Source organism: Shewanella sp. SNU WT4, assembly GCF_006494715.1.
Taxonomy (GTDB): domain Bacteria; phylum Pseudomonadota; class Gammaproteobacteria; order Enterobacterales; family Shewanellaceae; genus Shewanella.
This window is the reverse complement of record NZ_CP041151.1, coordinates 3,090,323-3,112,948: the sequence shown is the minus strand read 5'-3', so window position 1 is coordinate 3,112,948 and position 22,626 is coordinate 3,090,323. Positions and strand designations below refer to the sequence as shown.

At 43.0% G+C, this 22,626-nt stretch carries 17 protein-coding genes and 8 pseudogenes; 10 read left to right on the top strand and 15 right to left on the bottom strand.

Going from position 1 to position 22,626, the window contains the following annotated elements; translation table 11 throughout:
* Window positions 1–61 precede the first annotated feature (61 nt).
* The 4 genes from FJQ87_RS13985 to FJQ87_RS13970 all read right to left on the bottom strand — a co-directional run bounded on the left by FJQ87_RS13985 (window position 62) and on the right by FJQ87_RS13970 (window position 7,272).
* Window positions 62–1,228, bottom strand: a complete 1,167-nt coding sequence (locus FJQ87_RS13985; protein ID WP_140933131.1) for a DUF3596 domain-containing protein — start codon at window positions 1,226–1,228, stop codon at window positions 62–64.
* 419 nt (window positions 1,229–1,647) lie between these two features.
* On the bottom strand, window positions 1,648–2,934 hold the full coding sequence (locus tag FJQ87_RS13980) for a hypothetical protein (RefSeq protein WP_140933130.1): 1,287 nt from the start codon (window positions 2,932–2,934) through the stop codon (window positions 1,648–1,650).
* Window positions 2,931–5,591 (bottom strand): site-specific integrase, encoded by a 2,661-nt coding sequence (locus FJQ87_RS13975; RefSeq protein ID WP_140933129.1) that lies wholly within the window; start codon window positions 5,589–5,591, stop codon window positions 2,931–2,933. Before FJQ87_RS13975 ends, FJQ87_RS13980 begins: the two co-directional genes overlap by 4 nt.
* Window positions 5,592–5,727: 136 nt before the next feature.
* Window positions 5,728–7,272, bottom strand: coding sequence for a hypothetical protein (locus FJQ87_RS13970; protein ID WP_140933128.1), 1,545 nt, complete (start codon window positions 7,270–7,272; stop codon window positions 5,728–5,730).
* Between the two features lie 364 nt (window positions 7,273–7,636).
* Here FJQ87_RS13970 and FJQ87_RS13965 point away from each other — a divergent pair.
* From FJQ87_RS13965 to tnpB, 3 genes and pseudogenes are all read left to right on the top strand, one after another.
* Window positions 7,637–7,927: pseudogene (locus FJQ87_RS13965) on the top strand (hypothetical protein); the annotation flags it as partial.
* Between the two features lie 324 nt (window positions 7,928–8,251).
* Window positions 8,252–8,437, top strand: coding sequence for a hypothetical protein (locus FJQ87_RS13960; RefSeq protein WP_140933127.1), 186 nt, complete (start codon window positions 8,252–8,254; stop codon window positions 8,435–8,437).
* A 176-nt stretch (window positions 8,438–8,613) separates the two neighbouring features.
* Window positions 8,614–8,784, top strand: a pseudogene (gene tnpB, locus FJQ87_RS13955) (IS66 family insertion sequence element accessory protein TnpB); the annotation flags it as partial.
* A gap of 314 nt (window positions 8,785–9,098) precedes the next feature.
* Here tnpB and FJQ87_RS13950 read toward each other — a convergent pair.
* The gene (locus FJQ87_RS13950; protein ID WP_140933125.1) at window positions 9,099–9,935 is read right to left on the bottom strand and encodes a hypothetical protein; all 837 of its coding nucleotides are present in this window, start codon (window positions 9,933–9,935) and stop codon (window positions 9,099–9,101) included.
* An 833-nt stretch (window positions 9,936–10,768) separates the two neighbouring features.
* Between FJQ87_RS13950 and traA the strand changes: the two are divergent.
* Window positions 10,769–11,104, top strand: a pseudogene (traA, locus tag FJQ87_RS13945) (TraA family conjugative transfer protein).
* A 65-nt stretch (window positions 11,105–11,169) separates the two neighbouring features.
* On the opposite strand, the gene FJQ87_RS13940 reads toward traA, so the two are convergent.
* Together FJQ87_RS13940 and FJQ87_RS13935 are read right to left on the bottom strand one after the other, a co-directional pair.
* Entirely contained in the window at window positions 11,170–12,090 is a 921-nt protein-coding gene (locus tag FJQ87_RS13940) for a nucleotidyl transferase AbiEii/AbiGii toxin family protein (RefSeq protein ID WP_140933124.1), read from the bottom strand.
* Window positions 12,080–12,616, bottom strand: coding sequence for a DUF6088 family protein (locus tag FJQ87_RS13935; protein ID WP_025441427.1), 537 nt, complete (start codon window positions 12,614–12,616; stop codon window positions 12,080–12,082). Before FJQ87_RS13935 ends, FJQ87_RS13940 begins: the two co-directional genes overlap by 11 nt.
* Before the next feature lie 228 nt (window positions 12,617–12,844).
* On the opposite strand from FJQ87_RS13935, the gene FJQ87_RS13930 reads away from it, so the two are divergent.
* Window positions 12,845–13,039, top strand: coding sequence for a hypothetical protein (locus FJQ87_RS13930; protein ID WP_140933123.1), 195 nt, complete (start codon window positions 12,845–12,847; stop codon window positions 13,037–13,039).
* Between the two features lie 225 nt (window positions 13,040–13,264).
* Here FJQ87_RS13930 and FJQ87_RS18880 read toward each other — a convergent pair.
* A pseudogene (locus FJQ87_RS18880) lies at window positions 13,265–13,501 on the bottom strand (IS3 family transposase); the annotation flags it as partial.
* A gap of 58 nt (window positions 13,502–13,559) precedes the next feature.
* On the opposite strand from FJQ87_RS18880, the gene FJQ87_RS13925 reads away from it, so the two are divergent.
* Window positions 13,560–14,713, top strand: a protein-coding gene (locus FJQ87_RS13925; protein ID WP_140933122.1) for an IS3 family transposase whose coding sequence is annotated in 2 segments (ribosomal slippage) — window positions 13,560–13,803 and window positions 13,803–14,713 — 1,155 coding nt in all. Because the reading frame shifts where the segments join, the coding sequence is not laid out codon by codon here.
* Window positions 14,714–14,781: 68 nt separating this feature from the next.
* Here the strand turns inward: FJQ87_RS13925 and FJQ87_RS13920 are convergent.
* Both FJQ87_RS13920 and FJQ87_RS13915 read right to left on the bottom strand, forming a co-directional pair.
* Window positions 14,782–14,979 (bottom strand): hypothetical protein, encoded by a 198-nt coding sequence (locus FJQ87_RS13920; protein ID WP_140933121.1) that lies wholly within the window; start codon window positions 14,977–14,979, stop codon window positions 14,782–14,784.
* A gap of 68 nt (window positions 14,980–15,047) precedes the next feature.
* Window positions 15,048–15,614 carry a recombinase family protein gene (locus FJQ87_RS13915; RefSeq protein WP_140933120.1) on the bottom strand — a complete coding sequence of 189 codons (567 nt, stop codon included), beginning with the start codon at window positions 15,612–15,614 and terminating at the stop codon, window positions 15,048–15,050.
* Window positions 15,615–15,783: 169 nt separating this feature from the next.
* Between FJQ87_RS13915 and FJQ87_RS13910 the strand changes: the two genes are divergently transcribed.
* From FJQ87_RS13910 to FJQ87_RS13900, 3 genes and pseudogenes are all read left to right on the top strand, one after another.
* Window positions 15,784–16,044 (top strand): type II toxin-antitoxin system Phd/YefM family antitoxin, encoded by a 261-nt coding sequence (locus FJQ87_RS13910; protein WP_140933119.1) that lies wholly within the window; start codon window positions 15,784–15,786, stop codon window positions 16,042–16,044.
* Window positions 16,044–16,355, top strand: coding sequence for a type II toxin-antitoxin system RelE/ParE family toxin (locus tag FJQ87_RS13905; protein WP_140933118.1), 312 nt, complete (start codon window positions 16,044–16,046; stop codon window positions 16,353–16,355). Before FJQ87_RS13910 ends, FJQ87_RS13905 begins: the two co-directional genes overlap by 1 nt.
* 23 nt (window positions 16,356–16,378) lie before the next feature.
* A pseudogene (locus FJQ87_RS13900) lies at window positions 16,379–16,600 on the top strand (DUF4158 domain-containing protein); the annotation flags it as partial.
* 587 nt (window positions 16,601–17,187) lie between these two features.
* Here FJQ87_RS13900 and istB read toward each other — a convergent pair.
* Both istB and istA read right to left on the bottom strand, forming a co-directional pair.
* Window positions 17,188–17,934 (bottom strand): IS21-like element helper ATPase IstB, encoded by a 747-nt coding sequence (istB, locus tag FJQ87_RS13895; RefSeq protein ID WP_140933032.1) that lies wholly within the window; start codon window positions 17,932–17,934, stop codon window positions 17,188–17,190.
* 10 nt (window positions 17,935–17,944) lie between these two features.
* Window positions 17,945–19,483: an IS21 family transposase gene (gene istA / locus FJQ87_RS13890; RefSeq protein ID WP_140933034.1), complete on the bottom strand. Its 1,539-nt coding sequence runs from the start codon at window positions 19,481–19,483 to the stop codon at window positions 17,945–17,947.
* Between the two features lie 222 nt (window positions 19,484–19,705).
* On the opposite strand from istA, the pseudogene FJQ87_RS13885 reads away from it, so the two are divergent.
* A pseudogene (locus FJQ87_RS13885) lies at window positions 19,706–20,391 on the top strand (IS3 family transposase); the annotation flags it as partial.
* A gap of 32 nt (window positions 20,392–20,423) precedes the next feature.
* On the opposite strand, the pseudogene FJQ87_RS13880 reads toward FJQ87_RS13885, so the two are convergent.
* The 3 genes and pseudogenes from FJQ87_RS13880 to FJQ87_RS13870 all read right to left on the bottom strand — a co-directional run bounded on the left by FJQ87_RS13880 (window position 20,424) and on the right by FJQ87_RS13870 (window position 22,617).
* Window positions 20,424–21,577: pseudogene (locus tag FJQ87_RS13880) on the bottom strand (IS3 family transposase).
* 62 nt (window positions 21,578–21,639) lie between these two features.
* Window positions 21,640–21,813 (bottom strand): annotated as a pseudogene (locus tag FJQ87_RS13875) (transposase); the annotation flags it as partial.
* 255 nt (window positions 21,814–22,068) lie between these two features.
* Window positions 22,069–22,617, bottom strand: a complete 549-nt coding sequence (locus FJQ87_RS13870; RefSeq protein ID WP_140933117.1) for a hypothetical protein — start codon at window positions 22,615–22,617, stop codon at window positions 22,069–22,071.
* Window positions 22,618–22,626 lie beyond the last annotated feature (9 nt).

The window sequence follows — 22,626 nt, the reverse complement described above, 5'->3', positions numbered from 1 at the left end:
TTTTTAGGTTTTTGTTCCTGATTAACAACAGCGTTACAGATTTACTTACGTAATTAGCTTATTAGGCCAATCCTTCACTTTGCATCAATGAATCAAACGCCTGACCATCAGTCCTAGAAGCATTGGCGACATAAGGCGCATATACCTCAAACAGTAGCCGAGTATCACTGTGGCCTAGCATTTGTGACACATATAGCGGGTTTTCATGCGCGGCAATATGCAATACCGCCGCAGTATGGCGTGTCTCATAGGGACGTCTTAATGCTAACTTTGCCTTTCTAAGGGTTGGATACCATAGTTTCCTACTGACAAAGTGGGTTTCTAAAGGCGTGCCAGAGGGGCCATTAAACACGAAATTCGACTCTGCTAGTCCTGCATCTTTCATCCGCTTAAAAGCCGCAAAGACGGTATCACACATCTTAAGTTCACGCCGTGATTTTGGTGTTTTAACATCGCAGGTTTCGCCATTGACCCAATTTTGTCTTATACGAATGAGTCTGTGGTCAAAATCAATATGTTGCCATTCTAATCCATGCACTTCACAGCTTCTCATCCCAGTCCAAAAGCGGACAATAAAATAATCCTTCCACTCTTTGGGAACGTGCAATAGAAATTGACGTACCTCATTAATCGTCATTGGGTGCGATTCCGCTTTTTCTTCTTTGAGCGAGCGGTAGCGCCGCAATGGATATTCAAACTTACACTCTTCTGCAGCTAGACTCACAATCGCGACCAACGGCCATAGAATATTGTTGATACGTCGATTGGATAGCAGCCGCGTGCCATCACTTTTCTCCCCCTCGACTAATCCTTGCCGGAAAAAATCAACGTGTGTGAGCGTCAGTTCATTGACCAAGGTATTACCGAAATTCGGGATTAAGTATTTATCAAGTGTCAGACGCACGGTATCACGGTAACTATTTTTCCATTTAGATTTTTGCCGCTCAAACCATTGATTAGCAAAAGTATCAAAAAATGGATATTGGCGGTCGGGGTATTTGTCTCGCTGCAGTTGTTCAAACTTGGCGACTTTCTTACTTTTCGGGAAATAATCTCGATATTGAAAGCTGCCTAAATCAATTTCAGCATTCATTTGTTTTAGCGTGGCTTTGGCGCTCGCTAGGTTTTTAGGTGTGGCTATCATTTTGGTGCCTTCACGAAAACGGCAGCCATAGAGGTGTAAGTCAAACTGAATACGTCCATTGGGACGGACACGAATATGAGCCATAGCGGCCTCCATTGATTGCAGGGCATTAAATAGATCTGTCCCTTACCAATGGAATTCGTTAGAATTTCTCATCGGCTGGGTTGGGTTAATAGTCGTCGCAGCCGGTACGGGGTAGGGTGGTTGCCGCCACTCTGCCCCAACTGCTTTTTTTGTCATCCTAGTGGTTACCAAGCGCTTGTTAATCGCGTAAGTTAACCTGTTTAGCTTTTCTCACTACTTCCTCTTTCTGCTAGTTTCTATTCGTCTTACTTAAATACCAATACTCCACAACACTGCACTATTGGTTAACTACTACCTATCACTATAGTGACCACTGTGTATTTGTCCAGTATTTCGTTTATTTTGATAGTCTGCTCCTTTAATAAACTTAGTGTTGACCTAGGCCAATCTCGACGGGGTAATTTGTAAGTAAGGTAGTTTTAAATTCCAAAATCAAAGAGCTCGCCTTGTCGTTTTTGCGCTTGAGACGTTGTATTTGCTTGTTTTTGTAATTTTTTTTGTACTTGTTTTTGTTTGATATCGTTAAGCATAGTCTTCACTTTATCTAGTTCCCGTTCATCATTTTCGATAGCAAGGGTGTAATAACGATGAGTTTTTTTGAACCAACAGCAAATCCTTAGGCTCAGTTTACCGTGAGAGTCTTTTAATATTTCTAGTCGTGATTTTTGAGGTTCATTCGAATTCTCAATTTGAATGTCCTTAAAATCACGCGGAGAGAAAGTAAACAATGAGCCAGAATCTTTTTCTTCATTGATTACTTTGAACACATACATAGGATGTATAAACTCGTAATAATCTGTCAGTACCACAATAGCGGCGTTATCCTCATTCAAATAGAATAAGACAGTATTGTGTGTTTTGATCTGTGGATATAAATCGACGCAATGCTTGAGTTCTTCTTTAAGGGTGAATAAGTTTAAAGCTACAGATTTGATGATCTTGGATGTGACTGGCGTTTTTCGGTAGAACTCTTGGACACCAGCTAGTGAGCAGGTTAATGAGTACTCTGGTGTCTTAAAAATCATATTTTCATTTTCTTGAGTAATCTCAATCTGGTTACTACTTGTGATTTGGCAGAGTTGCTCCACTTGCTCCTTAATTGTAGCGGTAAAAACTAAGGTGCCTGGCAGTGTTATTTCTTCTGGCAATAGTTTGTCTTCGACAGTGTCTTGTCTTTGTATTCTTATGTATTTCTTTTCTTTATTAAATTCAATGAACTCAAATGGTAGGTTCTTTGCTGCCGCATTAACAATTTGTTCCACATCAGTTTTGGTGACTGTCATACAAGGTGGGTTGTGGGGATCAGTGACGTAAGTAATGTGCATATCTTGCGCGGTTTGGCATTTACAGCTACGAATAGCCAGATCATTAGCAATAGATGTAGTGTCGACAAGTTCAACGAACACTGGATCTGAACCTATGTTTTTAAACTTCAGTTCGATATCTTGGCCTTCCGAAAAATAATGAGTTATTTGTTTTGCAAAACTGCCATCTATAGAAAGTTTGACATCTTTCAGTTCGCTAAGATGTTGACTGATGGGAAAACTGCATTCACTACATAAGGGGAATTGACCAGAGATGAACTGGATCGTACCGTTGATTTTGTTAATAATGACAGTGACGGCATTATTCTGGTATTTCGTATTGATTCGCTTTAATACTGCGTCTAATAAGGCACGTTTATTCGCTGGAATAATGATCTTCATGAAGCGATATCCTTAATGGACTGAAGTGAATTGACAAATTGTAAAATAAAATTAAGTGTTTGCTTTGACAGTGGATATTTTGGCGTTAATTTAATTGTGAGTGATGTTTCACCCTTTGGGTGCTTTTTGATATCCACGTTTTCTTTATTCTCGAGGTAATTATTTTTGATTATCAACATTTGACGGGTATGGTCGAGTTTATTATTAGCATTTAGCACAAAGTCAACATTGAGCCATTCCCACTGTTTGTGTCTAAACGCATTTCTAAAATTGTCAGCATTCTTCGAATTGCACGCAATATTGAACTGAAGACAATCCTTTTGATCGGATAAGCAAATCTTTGGCAGATTGCGTAGCGCCGTTTGTTGTGTTTTGTTTATGGGATGAAAGTCATGTTGACATCCAAGGCTCCAAATTTGACTGAGCTCGGTAAAATCCAGAGTTTTTTGGTCGAGCATCGATTGAAATAGAAACCCGAGTATGGTTTCTCTGCTGGTGTTAATCGAGTTTTTCCAATTGATATAATGCTTGAAAGGGGTCGACGATATTATCTTTGCTGATTTTTTTAGGATCTCGACTCGGAGTTCAGTATCGGTCAACGTTATTAGTTGATTCCGTTTTTCGCCCAGAGATTTTTGAGCGTAGTCAGAGCTTAATGCTTTAAGTCGTCTTGATAGATCATTCGATTTGGGTGATAAATTAAATAAGTAACACAACTCAGCATGAGTATAGTGTCTCTTGATAAAACCTTGGTGTGCGGTGCTGATGATAGGAAGTAACCAATCAATGTCGTGAAGGTAAGACCATCGTGTGGTGGCATAATGCGTATGTCCAATTTGGCCACAGATTTCATCAATGAGAATACCTACGTTAACGTCTTTAGGCTTTCGTTGTTCCAACCAGTAGTCAAATCGGGTAGCAATAGCCTCGTTAGACATAACTTCCAGCTCAATAGGACTTTCACCACGTAAATCAGGTGGCGTATCACTAAAAAAATGCAACGCTTGGACCATCAGGAGATGGACACCACTGTGACGTAAGTGATGGAAATTTATGTGTGTGCCGAAATGCATTCTAAGAGCTCGTGTGATGGGCAAGAGATAATAGAGTTGTCTTGAATGATATTTTTCACCTTCAAAACCAAGTAATGGTGCATCATTTTCAGCATTTGCTTTGATTTCTAAGAACACCTCAAATAGTTCGCGATATGACTGAGGAATAGTGGTGTAAACACAACGTGACTGCCCGTTTTTAGTCCGCCCTTCGGCCGTATTCATTATGGTTAATGACAGTAAACCTGTTGTCGGAGAAAACTCAAGATCTCGACGTCGTAGTCGCAGTACTTCACCACGCCTTAGCATGCCAAAGAAACCTAATAGTGTTGCAATAACGGCAAATAAACTGCGAAAAGGATTTGTCGAGTTGCTTGTGATTAGCGTATTTATGAGCTTATCCAATTGACCCAAATCTAACCTTCCAGGACTGACCGATGGAGGAATAGTTGGTGAGGAGAATAAAGACAGATCAATGCCGTCTGTTAGCTCATGAACATTCAGAAAACGTAAAAAATATATAAAGGTTTGCCGTGTTGCATCAACAGTGATGCTGTCATAGATAGCTTGTGCCCATCGATTAGCATCATCTACGTTACTGGCATCCGCATGCGACAGCGGATGGGAGCCTAGTTCATTTTCAAGGCTGGTATATTTTTTGATAGTACTGGATGCTAAACGGTTCTTTTTTACCCCGCCTGAAGTAAGCAGCTGTTCGGTATATTCATACAAAAGACGCGGTAATAGATTGTTAAGATTAACCTCCGGTGCCGTAGGCTTAATTTTTGACGAATAATGAGAAGAGATTAAATTGCGATGAGGCCAATCGGTGTTAGTGGTTGATTGTGTCAGTTGTGCAAACCATTTTAAATCCCAGTCAATTTTATAAATCTCATCTTGTTTGATACAAGATGCTTTATATTCAGTGGGTAAGCTGACATGGCGTTCCGCAATAGCAAGATCTTTGATGAAGATAGGAGGTAAGCGGTGACGGACATACCAACTCAGCTGAAACCTTAGTGACCATGTCGATTGGGTAATGGCGGGGAGTTTATGGGTGTTTAACCAATTTTTTAGCAGTTGGTAAAGATCTACTGTGCTCAATTTAGAGGCTGATTGCGCGTAATAATCGTTTAACAGACGATAAGCTAACAATGGTAAGTGATAGTGGGTAAATGGTACCGGAGTTCCATCCTTTGATGGGGTTAGATGATGTACACGAAGACATAGACTTGGCATGTCTGTGCGGATCGAGTCTGAATTATTCAATATTTGGCTGATGTGGCCTAAAGAGAGTGGTGCAATCTCAAAACCGATCATCAGTGTTATCAATATTGGAGAAGGTGTCCCCCGTTTAGACAAATAGTGCGCTTTTTGGCTCTGATATAGTTCAAACAATTGTTTCGCATGCTGACTCCCGCTCGCCATGGATGTAAACCATTCGTAATTAGTATCACGAAGAGTTGTTTGTTTCGCTTCGGGGATAATCCACTGAAGTGCATCTTGGAGATAATATAGTAGATTGTTAAGTGCGCTTTGGTAGAGTCGTTTCTTGCCAGTTGATATCGTTGTAATTAGTTTTTCAATTGGCTGAATGTCAGACATATCTATGTATCTTTTTTGATCTTTTGACAGTGGCCATCGTTTGAGAACCCAATTGAGATCCTCAATAGTCGCGCATTCTAAGCCTAACGATTCAAAGTGAGTTTGAACTGAATGTGCCAGTATTTGAGTACTAGGGCTAGTCATAGGTAAACTCCTTCAACCTTAGCCGAACAGCATACTCATTGAGATAAGTTTTTATGAGTTTAAAGGTGTTAGGTAGCATCTGATCGCTTCCTAGGTGTTCACCCATACTCGCGTGTCCCATCAGGCGATCTATGTCCTGATCTAATAATCGAGCCGCGGAAATTTGTGTGACTGCGCTTTGCGCAAAGAAGTGGCGTAGTTGGTAAGGAACGACGCCTGGCCAATGTTGATGCATAAATTGACGTAGTATTCGATTCGACAATCGGAAAGGTTGGCCATGGTCATCGATGCCAAACCACAGTTCATCAAGAGTTGCGTTAACGCCGAACAAGTCGAAGACTGAGGACTGCAGTTTTTTATAATGGCGGATTTCAGTCTGAAGATAGTCACAAACAATCACTTGCCTAAGCAGACCTTTGTCCTTGATAAACAAAATGTCATCACCCCAATAATAGGACTTTAAAATACTAAGACTATGTGTTGGGCGACAACCCGTGAGCAAAATGAATAGTAAGGCGAGTCGATAGGTTGCCGTGCAATAGTAGGAGAACCACAGCATTTTATCATCAGAGCGTTTGGGTTTTGAGCCTACTAGGTCAACTAATTTGGAAAAAAAGTGAACGACAGCAGCTTCATCTAAACAACGTTTACTCCCAATTTTCAGTGGTAAACTACAGATCCTTTGTTTGCTACCATTGCTTGTTTCAAACACAGTTTGTGTGATGTGTCCTTTTTGCATGAGGTAGCTGGCGACTTTGGAATGTTCATTGATGAGGTTCGTGGACAAACTAGCATTAATGAGATCAAAGTGTTGGTATAAGTTGGCAGTTCGAGCCTCTTTTATGAGTCGAGACAAATAACGATTATATGCATTGTACAGTTGATATCGCATTCGGTCGCTATCGCTGTTCTGGTAATGGTCGGCTAGTTTGTGATGTTTTCGATTGTGGGAGACTATCTGATTCCGAATTAACGCTGTCAGTGTGTTATCAGCTAGTGCGCAATCGATCAGGTACTGATGAAAGACGTCCTTTCGAACTCGTGGCTTAAGTTTTAGCGGCGGGGGCATCCTCCATTTTTTTCGCATAATGTTAAGCAGGCGTTTCTTTGTTTTGGGATTAAGAAAAGGGGTATGATAATTTTGGTTACTGATAAAGTTTTGAAAAAAGTCGTTAAAATACTTAGGTATTGGCTGCCATAAATAAATCTTTTTTTGGTCATTCCCATAATTATGTGCATATTCAGCTGAAGAGTTTGCACCATCGCAATAGGTTCGAAAGGCATTTTCTTGGCATTTGGTTGTCCCTGAAATCCTGATAAAATCCGGAATATCGCTGACTTTTTTGATATTGTTCCAAGATTGAGTTAGCCAAAGAAATAGAGCCACAATTAACATCGCCGCCCGCTCATTAGCTGGTTCTTGAGCAATTTTGCGTAGCATGATTGCCAGCGTGATGGTGTGAGCAAGTGCATCGGGATAGCGTCCTCCCGAGTTTTTTTGACGATTTTGTTGGGCTAACTGATTAAATGACGTCAAATGTATTCTCCTTTACGCTTAAATGATCAACGCGGAGCCAATGAGCGGCATGGTTTGCATGCAGGCTATGGCGCCCTTGTCACATAAGGGTAATAGGAGAGATCGCGGCCTCTCTTTAGTGTTTCTGTTTACCAAATAAAGCGTCCCCCTCTTTCCTTGGTTAGGGATATCTTAGCCTTGATGATGACTTATCCTGAGTTCAGGATAAAAAGCCAACAGTGCATAGTTAAATCATCTGAGCTTTTACTCAAGAAAAACCATATTACAAAGCTCTCCTCTATATAACGTAGTCGAGGTTTTGGCAATGTCGATGATTTTTTTATAGTTTACATGCCAACATTGAATAATCCTGGCAATGAATGTCTTGAAAATCGTCAATATACACTCACGCTCGTCTCTAAAGTATTGGCTTGTCAGTCCAAAATACCGGGTAGGGATGGCAATTATGCTAAAGCATAAAACCATCAGGTCGTTAACAGGCAACCTACCTGAAATACCGTCACTGGATCTGGAAAGCCTCACTCGCTCAGGAAGTACCCTAAACGTGGATGGAAACCGTCAAAGTGCCGCAGATAGAGCCATTGAACGACTAAACGGAATGGATGCCCAGAAATTACGCCAGGAGGCGACGGAAGAAATTTCGGGGAATAATTGAGCGTATCCTTCTAAAATAGCTTTGCCAATAATGTTCCATTTTGGTTACTTTAATGCGTTTCTTCCGCGATAAAGTAACCATTTTTGGACTTTGTGATTGCAGATCGAACATACTTCAGCTAACTCGGTTTTGCCCCATTATAGGTTTCATTGAACAAATTAGCGTATCCAATCATTCGAAATTCACCCAAATAAATCTAATGTGGTCGCATATATAGTTATGCGCTAAAGGTGTGTTTATATCTTAAGGGGGCAACATAATGTCTCGATTACCACTTATTATAAACAGCGCGCTTAACTGGGTAAGCAACAGTTCCAGCCAAGCGTGGCAGAGCAAACGTCTAACGCTACTCAATCACGCTTTATACAACTAAAACAAACCACGACTGAAGTCTGCACGCAAACGCATCAACATCCTGTGCTGTTTGATACGCGAACCGGCCAACCCACTCTTACCGCTGATTTAGCAACAATGAATATCGTTACCATCATTAAGGGGCTAATGGCATGAAGATGTTTGTTGATGTGCCTTCCGTCTATTTATGTGCCGATGCTGTCGATTTTCGTAAATCAATTAACGGTTTGGCGGCTTAAGTCGAAGCAGAGCTAGAGCTGCCCGTCCTTAATGGTGCACTATTTGTGTTTTGCAATAACGGCCGTGACAAACTCAAATGACTTTATTGGGATAACACCGGCTTTGCGCTGTGGTATAAGCGATTAGACAAGCATAAGTTCAAATGGCTCAAACTCATGTCACCCACCATGACATTAACCGAGCAGCAATTACATGGGTTATTAGGGGGTTATGATGTCATTGGCCACAGCACAATTGATGTGATGGGTAAGCAACTACGTTAATATTTGCGATCAATTGATGATAATCAAAGGATGTTCAGTTAGCACGGGAAAGCCTGTCGTTGTGCCTTAACATAGGCGCTATGAAAAATGAACTCGCCCTTAAACAGCGTATTGCTAAACTTGAAAAGCTGTTAGCACTGAACAGCAGGCCAGCAAGTGCCTAGGGTTCAGATAACCTTCGGTGGTGTTTGCAGAGCTAAGAAAGGCGGCCTAGCGTTGCACTTCGGACTTGAATTCGCCAAGTAATCCATAGTTTCCGAGTAACAACAAAAAAGGGCTGAGTGATTCAGCCCTTTTTATTGCGCGTTTGGTAGCTACTTCTTTTTTGCCTTGAGCGGTAAGTAAGCTTTGCCGCTCTCAAGGTCGATATACAACGGTAGGTCGTCGCGTTGGTATCGGTACATATTGCTCTCGGTGGCAACAGGGCTAGAGCCTCTTTTGGTTGGTAGGTAGAGGTATGCGTTTTTCAAGCCAATCATGTTTGCTTTGGCAGCATCTCTACCTTCAATGACTATGTTGATGTACATTTTGTTTTCGTCAAATTTTTCGGTTTTCAAGTAGTAATTCAACTGTGCGCCTGAAACTCTGACTTTAGGTATCAATCGCATAGGATAGTTACACATGTCCTCTTTCTTTGACTTGTGGCAATAAGTTTCTGGGTCTTTGTCGAAATACTTCAAAGTGACCTTGTGACCTTCAATCTTTATATCGCCTATCTCAAATACCTTTGAAAAAATAGGCGTCAGGTACTCATCGATGTAGCGTTTCGATGCGTCGGGGGTGTCCTCCAAAAAAACCATCAACCCAACATATTCAGAAGGCGCTTGAGGGTTTGACATTAATAACCCCATACCCAATGAGGTCAAGCCGCCACTAAATCCAATGCCATTGGATAACCCAACACCCAACGCGCCAGTGGCCAAGTCAAATACCCCATCTCCCAGACCATAGCCACCCTGTATAACTTCTTCGTCTACCTCGTAATCTTTGTATTTCGGATTGTTTCGAGACAACTTGGCTAGTGTCAGGGCAATAGAGTCGTCGGCCATGATAGGGTTTTCAAAGCTCTCGACTGATACAACTTCACGAGATACACAGCCTGTCATGGCCGCAGCAATAATGGCAACACTTAAAAGTTTACTGATATTCATTTTATTTATTCTCATTAATTTCACTACAGTCATAGTCTCACGGGTTATTTAATCGACAAGCCTTCGGATGGAAATATCGTCGAATAAGAGATATTTATTATTTCAGCTGTATTAGGAAAACCTTGGATAACAGCTTTCTTGTTTAACGAATTGTGTTGGGGTGTAATATACAGCCCATGGCTTGATTCTCAAAGTGTGCGGGTAACAACTATTGAATATTTAAATGCATACAGTTCATGGATGAGGAACAATACCGTATCTGCCTTGCCTGTTTTGTTTTTTCTTGCTGTTTTTTCTTGCTGTTTTTTCGCTTACGATAAATTTACGCCGAGCATACGCCCAACAAATAAGGATAGGCTGCGCGTAGCCGTGAGCTGTGCTCCAAGTGCACACGGGAATGGATCGGTAATGATTGGTATCTTGCTTGAGGTGAAGAAAGGGCTCGTTAACGCTAACGATAATGAACCAGATTTTCAGATGTAACTGATATTAGTGGGGTGTTGGGCTTCCAGTGCCAGTGATAACTGACGAATACGGCTGTCGTTTAGCAACCGCCAGCGAGCAACTTATCTTCGCTCACAGAGCTTGACTACGTTTACCCGTGATTATTTTTTGGGGGGGATAACCACACGGCGGACAGTCAATAGACGACGCTAAGCATTGTCAATGGTCACTTTTTCATCGCAGACAATTCTGTCTCACAGGCACGAATATTGGCTATTTACAGTCTCATACCAACGAAGACAGGCGCAGAAAACCCTTAAATATAAAAGGAAATTCTGGCATTTGTTGGCAGCTGCCTAATAGGCCTCACCATTCAAACTCAGCGCCTAATGACCAGTGGTGCGCTTGGGTTGATGGTGTTAATGATTTCGGAGCCCTGATTTGCGGGCACCGGTGGTGATGCTTTCACCGATGTGTGGGATACCCTAAACGATTGGACCCAAGGTACTGTGGGACGGATCGTAGCGGGAGCCATGGTTCTGGTGGGCATTGTGGGCGGTATCGCTCGCCAAAGCTTGATGGTTTTTGCCTTGGGCATTGGTGGCGGTATGGGTCTCTACAACACGCCAACAGTCGTTGAAAGTGTTATGTCTGTCGTTGCCAGCACTCAAGAAGTTATTGGTACAACTGTTCCAGCAATTAGCGCCGTGTTAGAGGGCACTTGATTAACTGAATAAAGACCTTTAAAAGGTTTGGGTCTACAAAGTCACTGCTTTGTGGACCTAATTTTTTACATTCTAAATTCATTATGAGTAACGTTGCCTAGTAATTCGTTACTCACAGTGTTAAATAGTTTCGCCAAAGTATTTTGCAGGTAAACTTGAAACTTATCCTGAGCTAGGGTTCTATCAAATACATCTGTTGGTAAGAAACGTTTCATTTCTGCAATGAACGCTTCACTCGATATAATACCAGGAAGTCGGTCGAGAAAGTTATCCAACATGTTGTTGAAGTGCTCAAGTTTATAATCTGACACCTTGTTTTTAACTAAGTCCATATTGAGTGTCGCGCCTTGTTGCTGTAACCAAGCTAAATCCCATATATCTCGGTGGCGGACATACTTTGTCGTGGCAGGCAAGGAAATGATTTTATCCGCCATGACTTCATCCAAGCTTTCTGTCAAAATTAGCATATCACTGTATCCATCAGGCAAAAAATCATAGTTTATTTGAAGAGGTTGGGGCTCTCTTGTATAGGCTGGAATGTTTGCCACTTCTACTTTGATTTTTTGTTTTGGCAGATCTTTTCTCTCAGGAGAAGTCACTACCGCTATTTGCCACTTATCAATGCTCAATTCAGAATATTTAGGATCTTGCTTTAGATCCTTTGGTTCTTTTACTGTCACTTCAAGCCCGTAGCGTTCGCCAATGTACTTTTCTATACAATGTTTCATGTCTGCCAACATTACTGAGCTGAAATCCTTCCCGCCAGCAAAATCCAGATCTTCGCTGAAACGATTGCCTCCATAACAAAGTCGTAACGACGTGCCACCTTGAAAAGTTAGTTTGTCTAGAAGTCCACCTTTCTCTAGCGCAAATAAAATATCGTAGTGTAAGAGCTCTTTCTCTATCACTGAACGCATATGAGATACATTTTCAACCTGCATTACTTTATTTACCAATTGCGCGAAATTTTCTTGATCAATTTTCATATAGCCCATCCTTGCTTACTAAATGTGTATTTCTGCCAACTCGTTTTAAGTCTCTGTATGCAGTTTGTTTCGTTGCTAACCTAAGTGGTCTGCCGACTAAACTGGTATTTTCTATAATATCCATTGGATCTCGTTTCGTATGCGTAAATTCAATTGTACCCAAAGGTGTTTTGAATTCACCGGAACGTCCCGTTGTCATAACAGTTAAGCGATCTACTGGAATTTGCGAAATAACTCCAAAATCAGAAAGTGCAGACTCTAGGCTAATGTAGTTATATTCTCCACGTCGAATGGTTTTAGCAATTTGCTCCAACGTATCGCTGCCTTTCGACTGCGCTAAATTGTATAAGTACACACCATTAATGATTCGGGTGAGTAAGCCATCGTCTTGCAAACGTTTAATTCCCGCACGCAATGCTCGTTCATTATCTTGATGAAAGATTTTCGCCAGATCTGAATTAGTAAAAACACAGCGACCACGCTTGTCATATTCTAAGAGCTTTTTAATTGCCTCAGCCTTTTTCACAATACGCCTCTAGTTGTCAAGGATGACACTTAAACATGTCATAAATGTAGACTTAATCTTTGCGGGGTGCAAGTATACAATAATGACACCAAAAAGTGTCAAATTTGTCAACTTGACTTCTGGGGGGATTAAAATGACTTGGTTAGTTGTAAGCGTCTAGGCAAAGGCACATACCTTTCACCCTGCGACTGATTTATGTTGTTCCCAAGTTTTATTTGGAGACACATAATGAAAACCTTTCGTGATCAGCTGCAGTGGCAAGAGCTCATTCTTGCGCAGCAACAAAGTGGCTTAAATATCAGCACTTATTGCCGTAAACACAAATTATCGACATCTAGCTTTTATGCTTACAAAAAGCGCTTTGCATCGACTCAGAGCGCGTTTGTGTGCCAACATTTCACAACGCAAAGTCACCGAGCATAAAGTGACCCAACTCGAACTCATGCAACCACAAACAACTATCGCGTTAGAGTTTGCTAATGCCAAGTTGCATTTTCCTCACTCAACCTCGCCGAGTTTTCTCGCACAATTATTGTGAGAACTCTCCTCATTAAAATGTTTATCGAACCACCTGCCATTTATTTGCATCGTGATGCTGTGGATTTTCGTAAATCCATCGATGGCCTCGTGACCACTTCAATCCTGCCCTGGGCTAATACGTAGGTTCAATGCCTGTTCGCAGTAAATCCGGTATACCCGCTTATGATCCCATGGTTTACCTTTAACGTTACGTAAATAATCAAAGCATAGACCGAAGCCCCAATCGTTTTCATCGTCGGTCAGCTTAATAAGCCAATTCGCTATCAGAGCATTGTCATTACAGCACTGCGCTTGATAGCGAAAGCACGTTTCACTGAGCATAAACGTGCGGCAAGCCAATGTGATCTGATCCAATACTTTTGGACACCACGCTAAGTGAGTAAAATGACTTAACGAGGTGAATATGACAATCAAAAAACCCCGCAAGACCCACACTGCTGAATTTAAAACTGAAGCCCTGAAACTAGCCGAACGTGTCGGTGTTGCTGAAGCTGCTAGGCAGCTCAAAATCTACGGATCACAACGTTATAACTGGCGCTCTGCCATTGAGAAGAAATCGACAACTAGCCAGCGCGAAGCCGAGCTTGCTGCTGAAGTTGCCAAGTTAAAACGCCTGTTAGCCGACCAAGCTGAGGATTTAGCCATCTTAAAAAAGGCGGCCACCTACTTCGCGAAGAATCAAAAGTAGAACGATTCGAATTTATGCTCGAACACCAGCACCAGTTTCGTCTAAAGCCAATGGCGACAGTGCTTGGCGTGACGCGAAGTGGGTATTATGCCTGGCGAAAATCAAGCAAAGAGCCGAGTACACGCTTGCTCAAACAGCACAGCCGTGATGAGCAAATCAAAGCTATTTTTGTCCAGAGCAAGGAACGCTCTGGCGCTCGGCGTATTCAAGTCGACCTCGCGGAAGATTACGAGCGCGCTAATTTGAAAACCATAATGAACAGCATGACAAGACAGAATTTAGTGGCTAAAGCAGCCCGTAAATTCAAAACAACCACTGACAGCGATCACCAGCTTTCGGTAGCGCCAAATCTGCTGGAGCAGAACTTCGATGCCAGCGGCCCGAACCAAAAATGGGTCGGTGATATCACGTATCTGATGACAAGCGAAGGCTGGCTATATCTGGCGGTGATTATCGATTTGTACTCGCGCGCCGTGATTGGCTGGTCGATGAGTAATCGCATGACGGCTAAGCTGGCTTGTGACGCGCTGACAATGGCGCTGTTTCGTCGTGGTTTTCCAAAAAAAGTGATTGTTCATAGTGACCGAGGCAGCCAATATTGTTCACATGCGTATCGAGATCTGATTGAAAAAAATCAGCTTATCCAAAGCATGAGCCGCAAAGCCTGCTGCTGGGACAACGCCTGTGCAGAGAGCTTCTTCCATTCATTGAAGGTTGAGGCCATTCAGTACGAGCCGATCATGGACCGGGAAACCATGAAGCACACCGTGTTTGAGTGCATAGAAGTTGATTACAACAAAACCAGAAGGCATAGTTCACTTGGCTATTTAAGCCCTGAGAATTTTGAATTGAAAATAGTGCTTAGTTAAGTGTCCAGAGTTAGCGGATCAGATCATCTTCTATTGTTGTGCGTTTTTTCGTCATGGGATGTTTTATCTTAAAAATAGACTCGTAAAATCCAATCAACCAGGGCTGATTTCGTTTGTATCGGTCGGGATGTGAACTCAAGTAACTCACGTCCTTCAAAAGTACCGGTCACTAACATCGCCCCTTTTTCTACAATCCAGTAATTATTATTTTTCGTTGCTTTAAATGAGCCATTATCTTCAATGACAACAAAATCACGTGAGTTCAATGTAAGACCTTTTGTTGTGTTTGGTTTGTATTCAAAGAGTTATACCGATATCAACATGTTTCGGAAGGCTATGTTATCGTCTTCTTCACAGAATTAATGGCGCGATAAATAGATGCTTCGCCGAGCTGATACTCCTTGGCAAGTTGGCCAATGGTCGCCCCTTCAGCTCTTTTATCATAAATTGCTTGTTTTAAGATGTTTGTGAGTTTTACAGGTCTACCAAATTTGACACCATTTTCATGGGCTTTTGCTATGCCTTCAGCCTGCCTTTCTGTTCGTAAGTCATTTTCAAACTCTGCAATCGCAGCCAACATATTGAACATGAGTCGCCCTGTTGAGGTGCTGGTATCAATATTCTGGTCAATAACGAGTAAATCGATACCTTCATTTTGGAAACGCGAAGCCATCTGAGCTAAGTGAACAACTGAGCGAGCAAGGCGATCTAGTCGAGTTACCACCAAGGTATCCCCTTCACGCAAATAACTCATGCAAGATTGAAATTCCGACCGTTCAGTTGTCCTACCACTGCGTTTTTCTTGATATATCTTGTTGCACTCAGCTTGGTGTAACTTGCTGAGTTGCACCTCTAAGCTTTGACCTCTGGAGCTTACCCTGGCATAACCAACTCTGGACATAAATTATCATTTCTCGTTAAATGTTTTGATAATTCATTTATGATAGTAGTTTTGATAGATAATATCCATCGCTGTCAAATAGTGTACATTTCGATGAGATGCGATTTTGACTTTTATCTCTCAACTGGTTTAAACTGAGTAAATCGAACGATTCGTTTAAAGGTGACAAATGAACACTCTTTCAGCCAATGAAGCAAAAATTCACTTTGGAGATTTGTTGCTCAAAGCTCAACAAGCTCCAATCCAAATTAATAAAAATGGCAAGCCTGTGGCCGTTGTTATTTCAGCTGATGCGTACCAAAGTATCGAGACACTAAAATTACATTTGCTTCAATCCAAAGCGGTGAAAGCTATGGCTGACATCAACATGGGCAATTTGGTTGATGGTAATACCTTTTTTGATGAGCTGGCCGCAGGGCAGTATGACTAATGCCGGTAACTTATCATTTAACGCCCGATGCACAATCTGATCTGATAGGTATTCACCGCTTTACGTTAGCCCAATGGGGAACGACTCAGTCGAAGACCTATTTATCAGGACTTAGACAAACGATTCAGCTGCTGGCTGAAACACCAACCCTTGGGAAAAATAGATCCGAGGTGCGCATGAATGTATTTAGTTTCCCTTATTCAAGCTATGTCATCTACTACATCCAACATGAGCATAAATTCGTTGTATTTGGGGTCTTACATAAAAGCATGGTTCCACTTGCTCATCTCGCGGAGCGTGAAATTATCTGATGCCGTGAAATAAGGGGGTTACCATGAAAAATAATGCTTGGCGGCTATCTATCTTGTCAACCGATGAAATAGATGAACTTTTTAGATTACCTCATTTCTCAGATGACGATCGTCGATTGTATTTTGACTTAAGCGTTAAAGAGCGCGAACTACTCGACAATACCCGAACGTTTTCTGTGGCAGCCTATTCAGTATTGCAACAGGGCTATTTCAAAGCCAAACGGCAGTTTTTCAACGGTAAAGAATTTGAAAGTTTTCGATAATCAGCTTTTCCCTGGGCACCACCTCCAGCCTTCTTAGATTTGCCTTACGGCAGTTAATAATGTGCTATCAATTAACTATCCGCATTTACCAATTGGGTGATATTTGCTCTAAACCTCAAATTCTAGGCGCAATTATCCTACTAAGCTTCCACCCGTTTTAATTTTGCCAACGCTCCCAACCCTAAAATTAACCTGTGGAGCTTCACTCCTGCCTCAAATCGGCTAAATACCATGCGGCCTCCGCATAAAATACATTCGTATGGGTCTACATTTACGTAGCTCTTTAGTATCGCCGCATAACTTGGTGGCACGACATCCTTCACGACCTGCTTCAGCTTTTCATATAACAACGGCAGCAAGCCCCCCTGTGTCAGGATTGTTGTCACCCTTAAATAATCATTATTTTTAAAGACAGGGTGCGGCAAAAGAGAACGATATGGCTCGGTATTCAACAGAACGTAAAGAGGCGATCCTTAAAAAATTATTACCGCTGCGTATTTCGGTGATTCCGAACAGTGATTCCGGAGTTATCCGATCACCTATAAACCGTCTTTTTTATAACTGTATTTTTACGCTAAGTGATCGGATTGGTCTAGTTTTCTCATCGACTCTCCTGTTAATTCAATTCTGTGGCTGTTATGTAATAACCGATCTAATAGTGCATCTGCAATAGTTGGACTCGGGATCAGTTTGTACCACTCACTGGCCGGTATTTGGCTTGCTATGATGGTACTTGATTGCTGGTAACGTATTTCCATTACGTCCAATAAATCATTGGCCTGACGTGCCGTTAATGCTTCCATGCCCCAGTCGTCCAGTATTAGCAATTTGCGTTTAGCCAAGGCGTTAAGCTGCTGGCGGTATGAACCGTCGACCCGACCGAGTTGTAGCTCATCCAATAACTCTCCGAGCCGATAGTAACGTACGCTCTGGTGTTGGTTACAAGCTTGCGTGGCTAGTGCGCAGGCAAGATAGGTTTTACCGCAGCCAGTTGCCCCTGTTAGGATTATGTTTTGGTTGTAGTGCAGATATTGGCCATTGAGTAAGGCGGCAATTTTATCTTTACGCAGCCCTCGATTGGCACGGTAGTCTATGTGGTTGGCTCGTGCATCAATACGTAATTTAGCCTGCCTTGTTAACCGTTGTACTTTAGTGTTATCACGGCAAAGCAGTTCATGTGTTGCCAACAAACTCAGTCGCTCTTCAAAGCTCATATCCATGTACGTATCGGGTTGTGATTGTTGCTGCTGCAACGCCTGGGTGAAGTGGCCAAGCCGTAATGCGCGTAGTTGCTCATGTAATGTCGCTAAACTCATATGGGGTTCCTTATTGGTAATAATGTTGGCCGCGGATGTTATGGTGGGTCAGTGCAGGCTGTTCATCTGTAACACTTGCGACTGAGCATTGCTCTTTGTTATTCATAAGCAGATTTGTTATCACTTTCAGGTACGGCTGCTCCAGTAGCAGCGACATCTGGCTCGCGGCTTCGAGTCGTTCGTTACTGTACTTTTTGGCCAGACTCAAGATAGCCAAGCAGCTTTTAACTGCCTGCTCCGGATGTTGACGATGCTCAAGCTGGAAGGCGATAACCGCTCTGACGCCGCTACCAATGCTGTCAGCCCAACCCAGTAACCTTTCACTACTCCAGCGCTGTTTGGTGTGCGCATCAGGCATATGCTCTTTAACGGTGGTGAAGCCTCCGTCCTGATGTTTTCTGGGGTGCTGTGCCACGATATTCCCTTGGTAGTACACACAGATGATTTGCGTGGTAGCCTCAATGGTAACGGTATGGCTCACTAGATTATGGGGAACCGAGTACGCGTGTTTCGCATAAACTATGTGATAATCCGGCCCGACACGGGCTTGTTTACTATCGATGTACTCGTAAGGGTAAGCAGGTAACGGCATCAAGGCAGGCTTATCAAATTGGCTGTAGAGCTCGTAACGAGAACCAGGGTGCACCCGTTGTTGACGATGATTAAGATCATGTAACAGTTCACGGATCCGCTGATTTAAACTGCTAAGCGTGTAAAAGTGTTCATGGCGTAAACGCATTAGGATCCAGCGCTCAACAATTAATACCGCATTTTCAGCCTTTGATTTGTCCTTTGGTTTATAAGGCCTGGCTGGCATGATAGCGGTACTGTAATGACGAGCCATGCGGGCATAATTCTCATTGATAACCGGCATGTAACGATGTGCTTTGGTTACCGCAGAACGCAGATTATCTGGCACGAGTAAACGCGGAATGCCCCCCAAGAACTCGAATGCACGGACGTGAGCCATGATCCAGTCTTCAAGTTGCTGAGAGCGTCCAGCCTCAACATAGGTGTAATTAGAAGCCCCTAAGGTAGCAACGAAGATTTGCGCATAATATCTGACTTCGCCAGTATCAGGATTAAGAATGGCGACAGTAGGGCCACAGTAATCAATAAATAACTTATCACCGGCAATGTGAAGCTGCCGCATACTACGCTTCAGACTTTTTATCCAAGTTTGATAGTGTTCACAATACTGCGTATAGCCATAAGCTGTGGCAGTATCCACATCCCGATATTCCTGCCATAACAGCAGTTTGGTCATACCTTTACGCTTTAGTTCCTGGTGCATCAACGTGTAGTCAGGTTGGCGCTTATGCCTAGAGGAATTTTTGCCTTTATAGACCGCTTGTTCGAGTTCGGTGTTACTGGTGTCATTGGGTAACGGCCAACCTAAACCGCTGGCGGCAAAGCGTGAGAGGATTTCGCTGACCGTGGCGGGGCCAATAGCGCAACACTTACTGATGTCTCTTAAGCTGAGCCCTGCATCAAAGCGAAGTCTCAAAATATCTTTAATTTTGCTCATATCTGTTCTCTTTCTAGCCATGGTTAGCTTTTCCTAAGTACATTAAAATTAGGACGAGCTTACCAGTTGATTTGGTTATAAAAAGAACGGCATTTCGGCATTCCGATCACCGGTTCCGGCAAACCGAACAGCGATTTCGGAAAATAGCTAAAAATGATCGGATAAAACCGAAACAGGTGATCGGATTAAACCGAAATGAGTGATCGGATTAGACCGAAATGAGTGTTCGGATTCATCCGAAGCATGCAACCGCCTCAGAATTTAACGGTCGCAGAGGTTGCTCGGGAAGAAGGCATTGCGGTGCAAACCTTGTATCATTGGCGAGATATTGTCAGAAAAGAAGGTCGACCCGTGCCAGGTAAAACATTAACAACTGATGACTGGTCAGCTGAAGCTAAGTTTGCGGTACTCATTGAAACAGCCCCGCTATCGGAAGCCGAGTTAAGTCAGTATTGCCGTGAAAAAGGCTTGTTCCGCGAACAAGTACAGCAGTGGAAACAGGATTGTTTAGCTGGTTTTCAAACCTCAGAAGTACAAACCAAAACCATTAAACAGCAGGCCAAGGCTGACAGAGCCGAAATCAAATCATTGCAACGAGAATTGCGCTACAAGGAGAAAGCGCTGGCTGAAGCTGCTGCGTTACTGGTGCTCAGAAAAAAGCTCAATGCGCTCTGGGGGGACGACAGCGAGGAGAGCTAACTCCCTTGCCTGAGCGCATAGAATTGATTGCCTTAATTCAAGAGGCGTATATCAATGGTGCTCGCCTTTACAAGGCTTGTGCTGAAACTGGACTCAGTAAACGCACTTATCGACGTTGGTATCGAGCAGGCCAAGTGCAAGCCGATTTAAGACCAATAGCGGCTCGACCAGAACCGGCAAATAAACTCGAAACACATGAGCGACAACAGATATTAAGTGTGTGTAATCAAGAGGAGTGATCTGATCCGCTAACTCTGGACACTTAACTAAGCACTATTTTCAATTCAAAATTCTCAGGGCTTAAATAGCCAAGTGAACTATACCTTCTGGTTTTGTTGTAATCAACTTCTATGCACTCAAACACTGTGTGCTTCATGGTTTCCCGGTCCATGATCGGCTCGTACTGAATGGCCTCAACCTTCAATGAATGGAAGAAGCTCTCTGCACAGGCGTTGTCCCAGCAGCAGGCTTTGCGGCTCATGCTTTGGATAAGCTGATTTTTTTCAATCAGATCTCGATACGCATGTGAACAATATTGGCTGCCTCGGTCACTATGAACAATCACTTTTTTTGGAAACCCACGACGAAACAGTGCCATTGTCAGCGCGTCACAAGCCAGCTTAGCCGTCATGCGATTACTCATCGACCAGCCAATCACGGCGCGCGAGTACAAATCGATAATCACCGCCAGATATAGCCAGCCTTCGCTTGTCATCAGATACGTGATATCACCGACCCATTTTGGGTTCGGGCCGCTGGCATCGAAGTTCTGCTCGAGCAGATTTGGCGCTACCGAAAGCTGGTGATCGCTGTCAGTGGTTGTTTTGAATTTACGGGCTGCTTTAGCCACTAAATTCTGTCTTGTCATGCTGTTCATTATGGTTTTCAAATTAGCGCGCTCGTAATCTTCCGCGAGGTCGACTTGAATACGCCGAGCGCCAGAGCGTTCCTTGCTCTGGACAAAAATAGCTTTGATTTGCTCATCACGGCTGTACTGTTTGAGCAAGCGTGTACTCGGCACTTTGCTTGATTTTCGCTAGGCATAATACCCACTTCGCGTCACGCCAAGCACTGTCGCCATTGGCTTTAGGCGAAACTGGTGCTGGTGTTCGAGCATAAATTCGAATCGTTCTACTTTTGATTCTTCGCGAAGTAGGTGGCCGCCTTTTTTAGGATGGCTAAATCCTCAGCTTGGTCGGCTAACAGGCGTTTTAACTTGGCAACTTCAGCAGCAAGCTCGGCTTCGCGCTGGCTAGTTGTCGATTTCTTCTCAATGGCAGAGCGGCAGTTATAACGTTGTGATTCGTAGATTTTGAGCTGCCTAGCAGCTTCAGCAACACCGACACGTTCGGCTAGTTTCAGGGCTTCAGTTTTAAATTCAGCAGTGTGGGTCTTGCGGGGTTTTTTGATTGTCATATTCACCTCGTTAAGTCATTTTACTCACTTAGCGTGGTGTCCAAAAGTATTGGATCAGATCACTCTTTCATTCGAGCCATTAATGATGCATCCATACCGCCGTATTTAGCACGCCACTTATAAAAGGTGGCGCTACTGATACCGTGCTCTCGACAAAGCTCAGGCACAGGCGTACCAGCTTCTGATTGCTTAAGGATCGTTATAATCTGGCTATCCGTATATCGTGATTTTTTCATGGCAGAATCTCCTGCGTTTAACTTACGAGAAAATTCTACTTTTAGGAGCGATTATTTTTAGGGGGATTACCTAACAAGCTCGCCGTGTTCATGCTTTTATTAATTGGCGTGGCGGGCATGAGGGCCTGTTTAATGGGGGAGGGGATTTATCACAGTGGCGGCAAGCATATTTAGGACGAATATGCTCAACCCATTCAGTGCACTTAATCAGTGCGGAAACTGAAGGTCAGTGAATACCGACCTTCACTGTGGTGATTATCGGGCTGATGATCCAACACACTTCATGGTAAATGTTGATGTCATGTCGTAATTACCCGCAGTGATCAATGCGCCATTGAGAACATGTGGCGCATGGGGATATAACGTCATTTCTAAGCCAGTAATTTCACCACTACCACCAACGGTGGCTTCTACTGAATCTTGCAAAATGACCTTCTCGGAGGATGCCTCGTTAGAGCCTGGCATGCCGTCAGCGCCGATAGCTGTGGTGATCTGGCTAACGTTGGCCACCCAAACTGTTTTTTGTTGTTCAATTTGCGCACCCTTGCCAGAGTTTGACACGGTGATCTTAAAATTAGTATTGAAATTCGATGTTGCAGTGATAGCTAAAGTATCTTCAGCGGTGTTTTTGCCGAAAACAAATGCAGCCGTGCTATCTGGCATGGTAAAACCACACAATTCTGGAACTTCGTGTTTAACCGTTAGAGAGCCAATTGGTTTGGCTGCCCCTGGCGCGGTATCGTTAATGGCGGCAGCGTTAAAAGAGGCTGCAATGATCAGCATAGCAAGCATTGATTTAGTCATGATAATTAC

Excerpts from the sequence above, each read along its gene's own strand:
- FJQ87_RS13975 (WP_140933129.1), bottom strand. The coding sequence starts at position 5,591 with ATGTCTGACATTCAGCCAATTGAAAAACTAATTACAACGATATCAACT.
- FJQ87_RS13950 (WP_140933125.1), bottom strand. The coding sequence starts at position 9,935 with ATGAATATCAGTAAACTTTTAAGTGTTGCCATTATTGCTGCGGCCATG.
- FJQ87_RS13940 (WP_140933124.1), bottom strand. The coding sequence starts at position 12,090 with ATGAAAATTGATCAAGAAAATTTCGCGCAATTGGTAAATAAAGTAATG.
- istB (WP_140933032.1), bottom strand. The coding sequence starts at position 17,934 with ATGAGTTTAGCGACATTACATGAGCAACTACGCGCATTACGGCTTGGC.
- FJQ87_RS13980 (WP_140933130.1), bottom strand. The coding sequence starts at position 2,934 with ATGAAGATCATTATTCCAGCGAATAAACGTGCCTTATTAGACGCAGTA.
- FJQ87_RS13910 (WP_140933119.1), top strand. The coding sequence starts at position 15,784 with ATGAACACTCTTTCAGCCAATGAAGCAAAAATTCACTTTGGAGATTTG.
- FJQ87_RS13905 (WP_140933118.1), top strand. The coding sequence starts at position 16,044 with ATGCCGGTAACTTATCATTTAACGCCCGATGCACAATCTGATCTGATA.
- FJQ87_RS13930 (WP_140933123.1), top strand. The coding sequence starts at position 12,845 with ATGAAAACCTTTCGTGATCAGCTGCAGTGGCAAGAGCTCATTCTTGCG.
- istA (WP_140933034.1), bottom strand. The coding sequence starts at position 19,483 with ATGGCTAGAAAGAGAACAGATATGAGCAAAATTAAAGATATTTTGAGA.
- FJQ87_RS13985 (WP_140933131.1), bottom strand. The coding sequence starts at position 1,228 with ATGGCTCATATTCGTGTCCGTCCCAATGGACGTATTCAGTTTGACTTA.
- FJQ87_RS13915 (WP_140933120.1), bottom strand. The coding sequence starts at position 15,614 with ATGTCCAGAGTTGGTTATGCCAGGGTAAGCTCCAGAGGTCAAAGCTTA.
- FJQ87_RS13870 (WP_140933117.1), bottom strand. The coding sequence starts at position 22,617 with ATGACTAAATCAATGCTTGCTATGCTGATCATTGCAGCCTCTTTTAAC.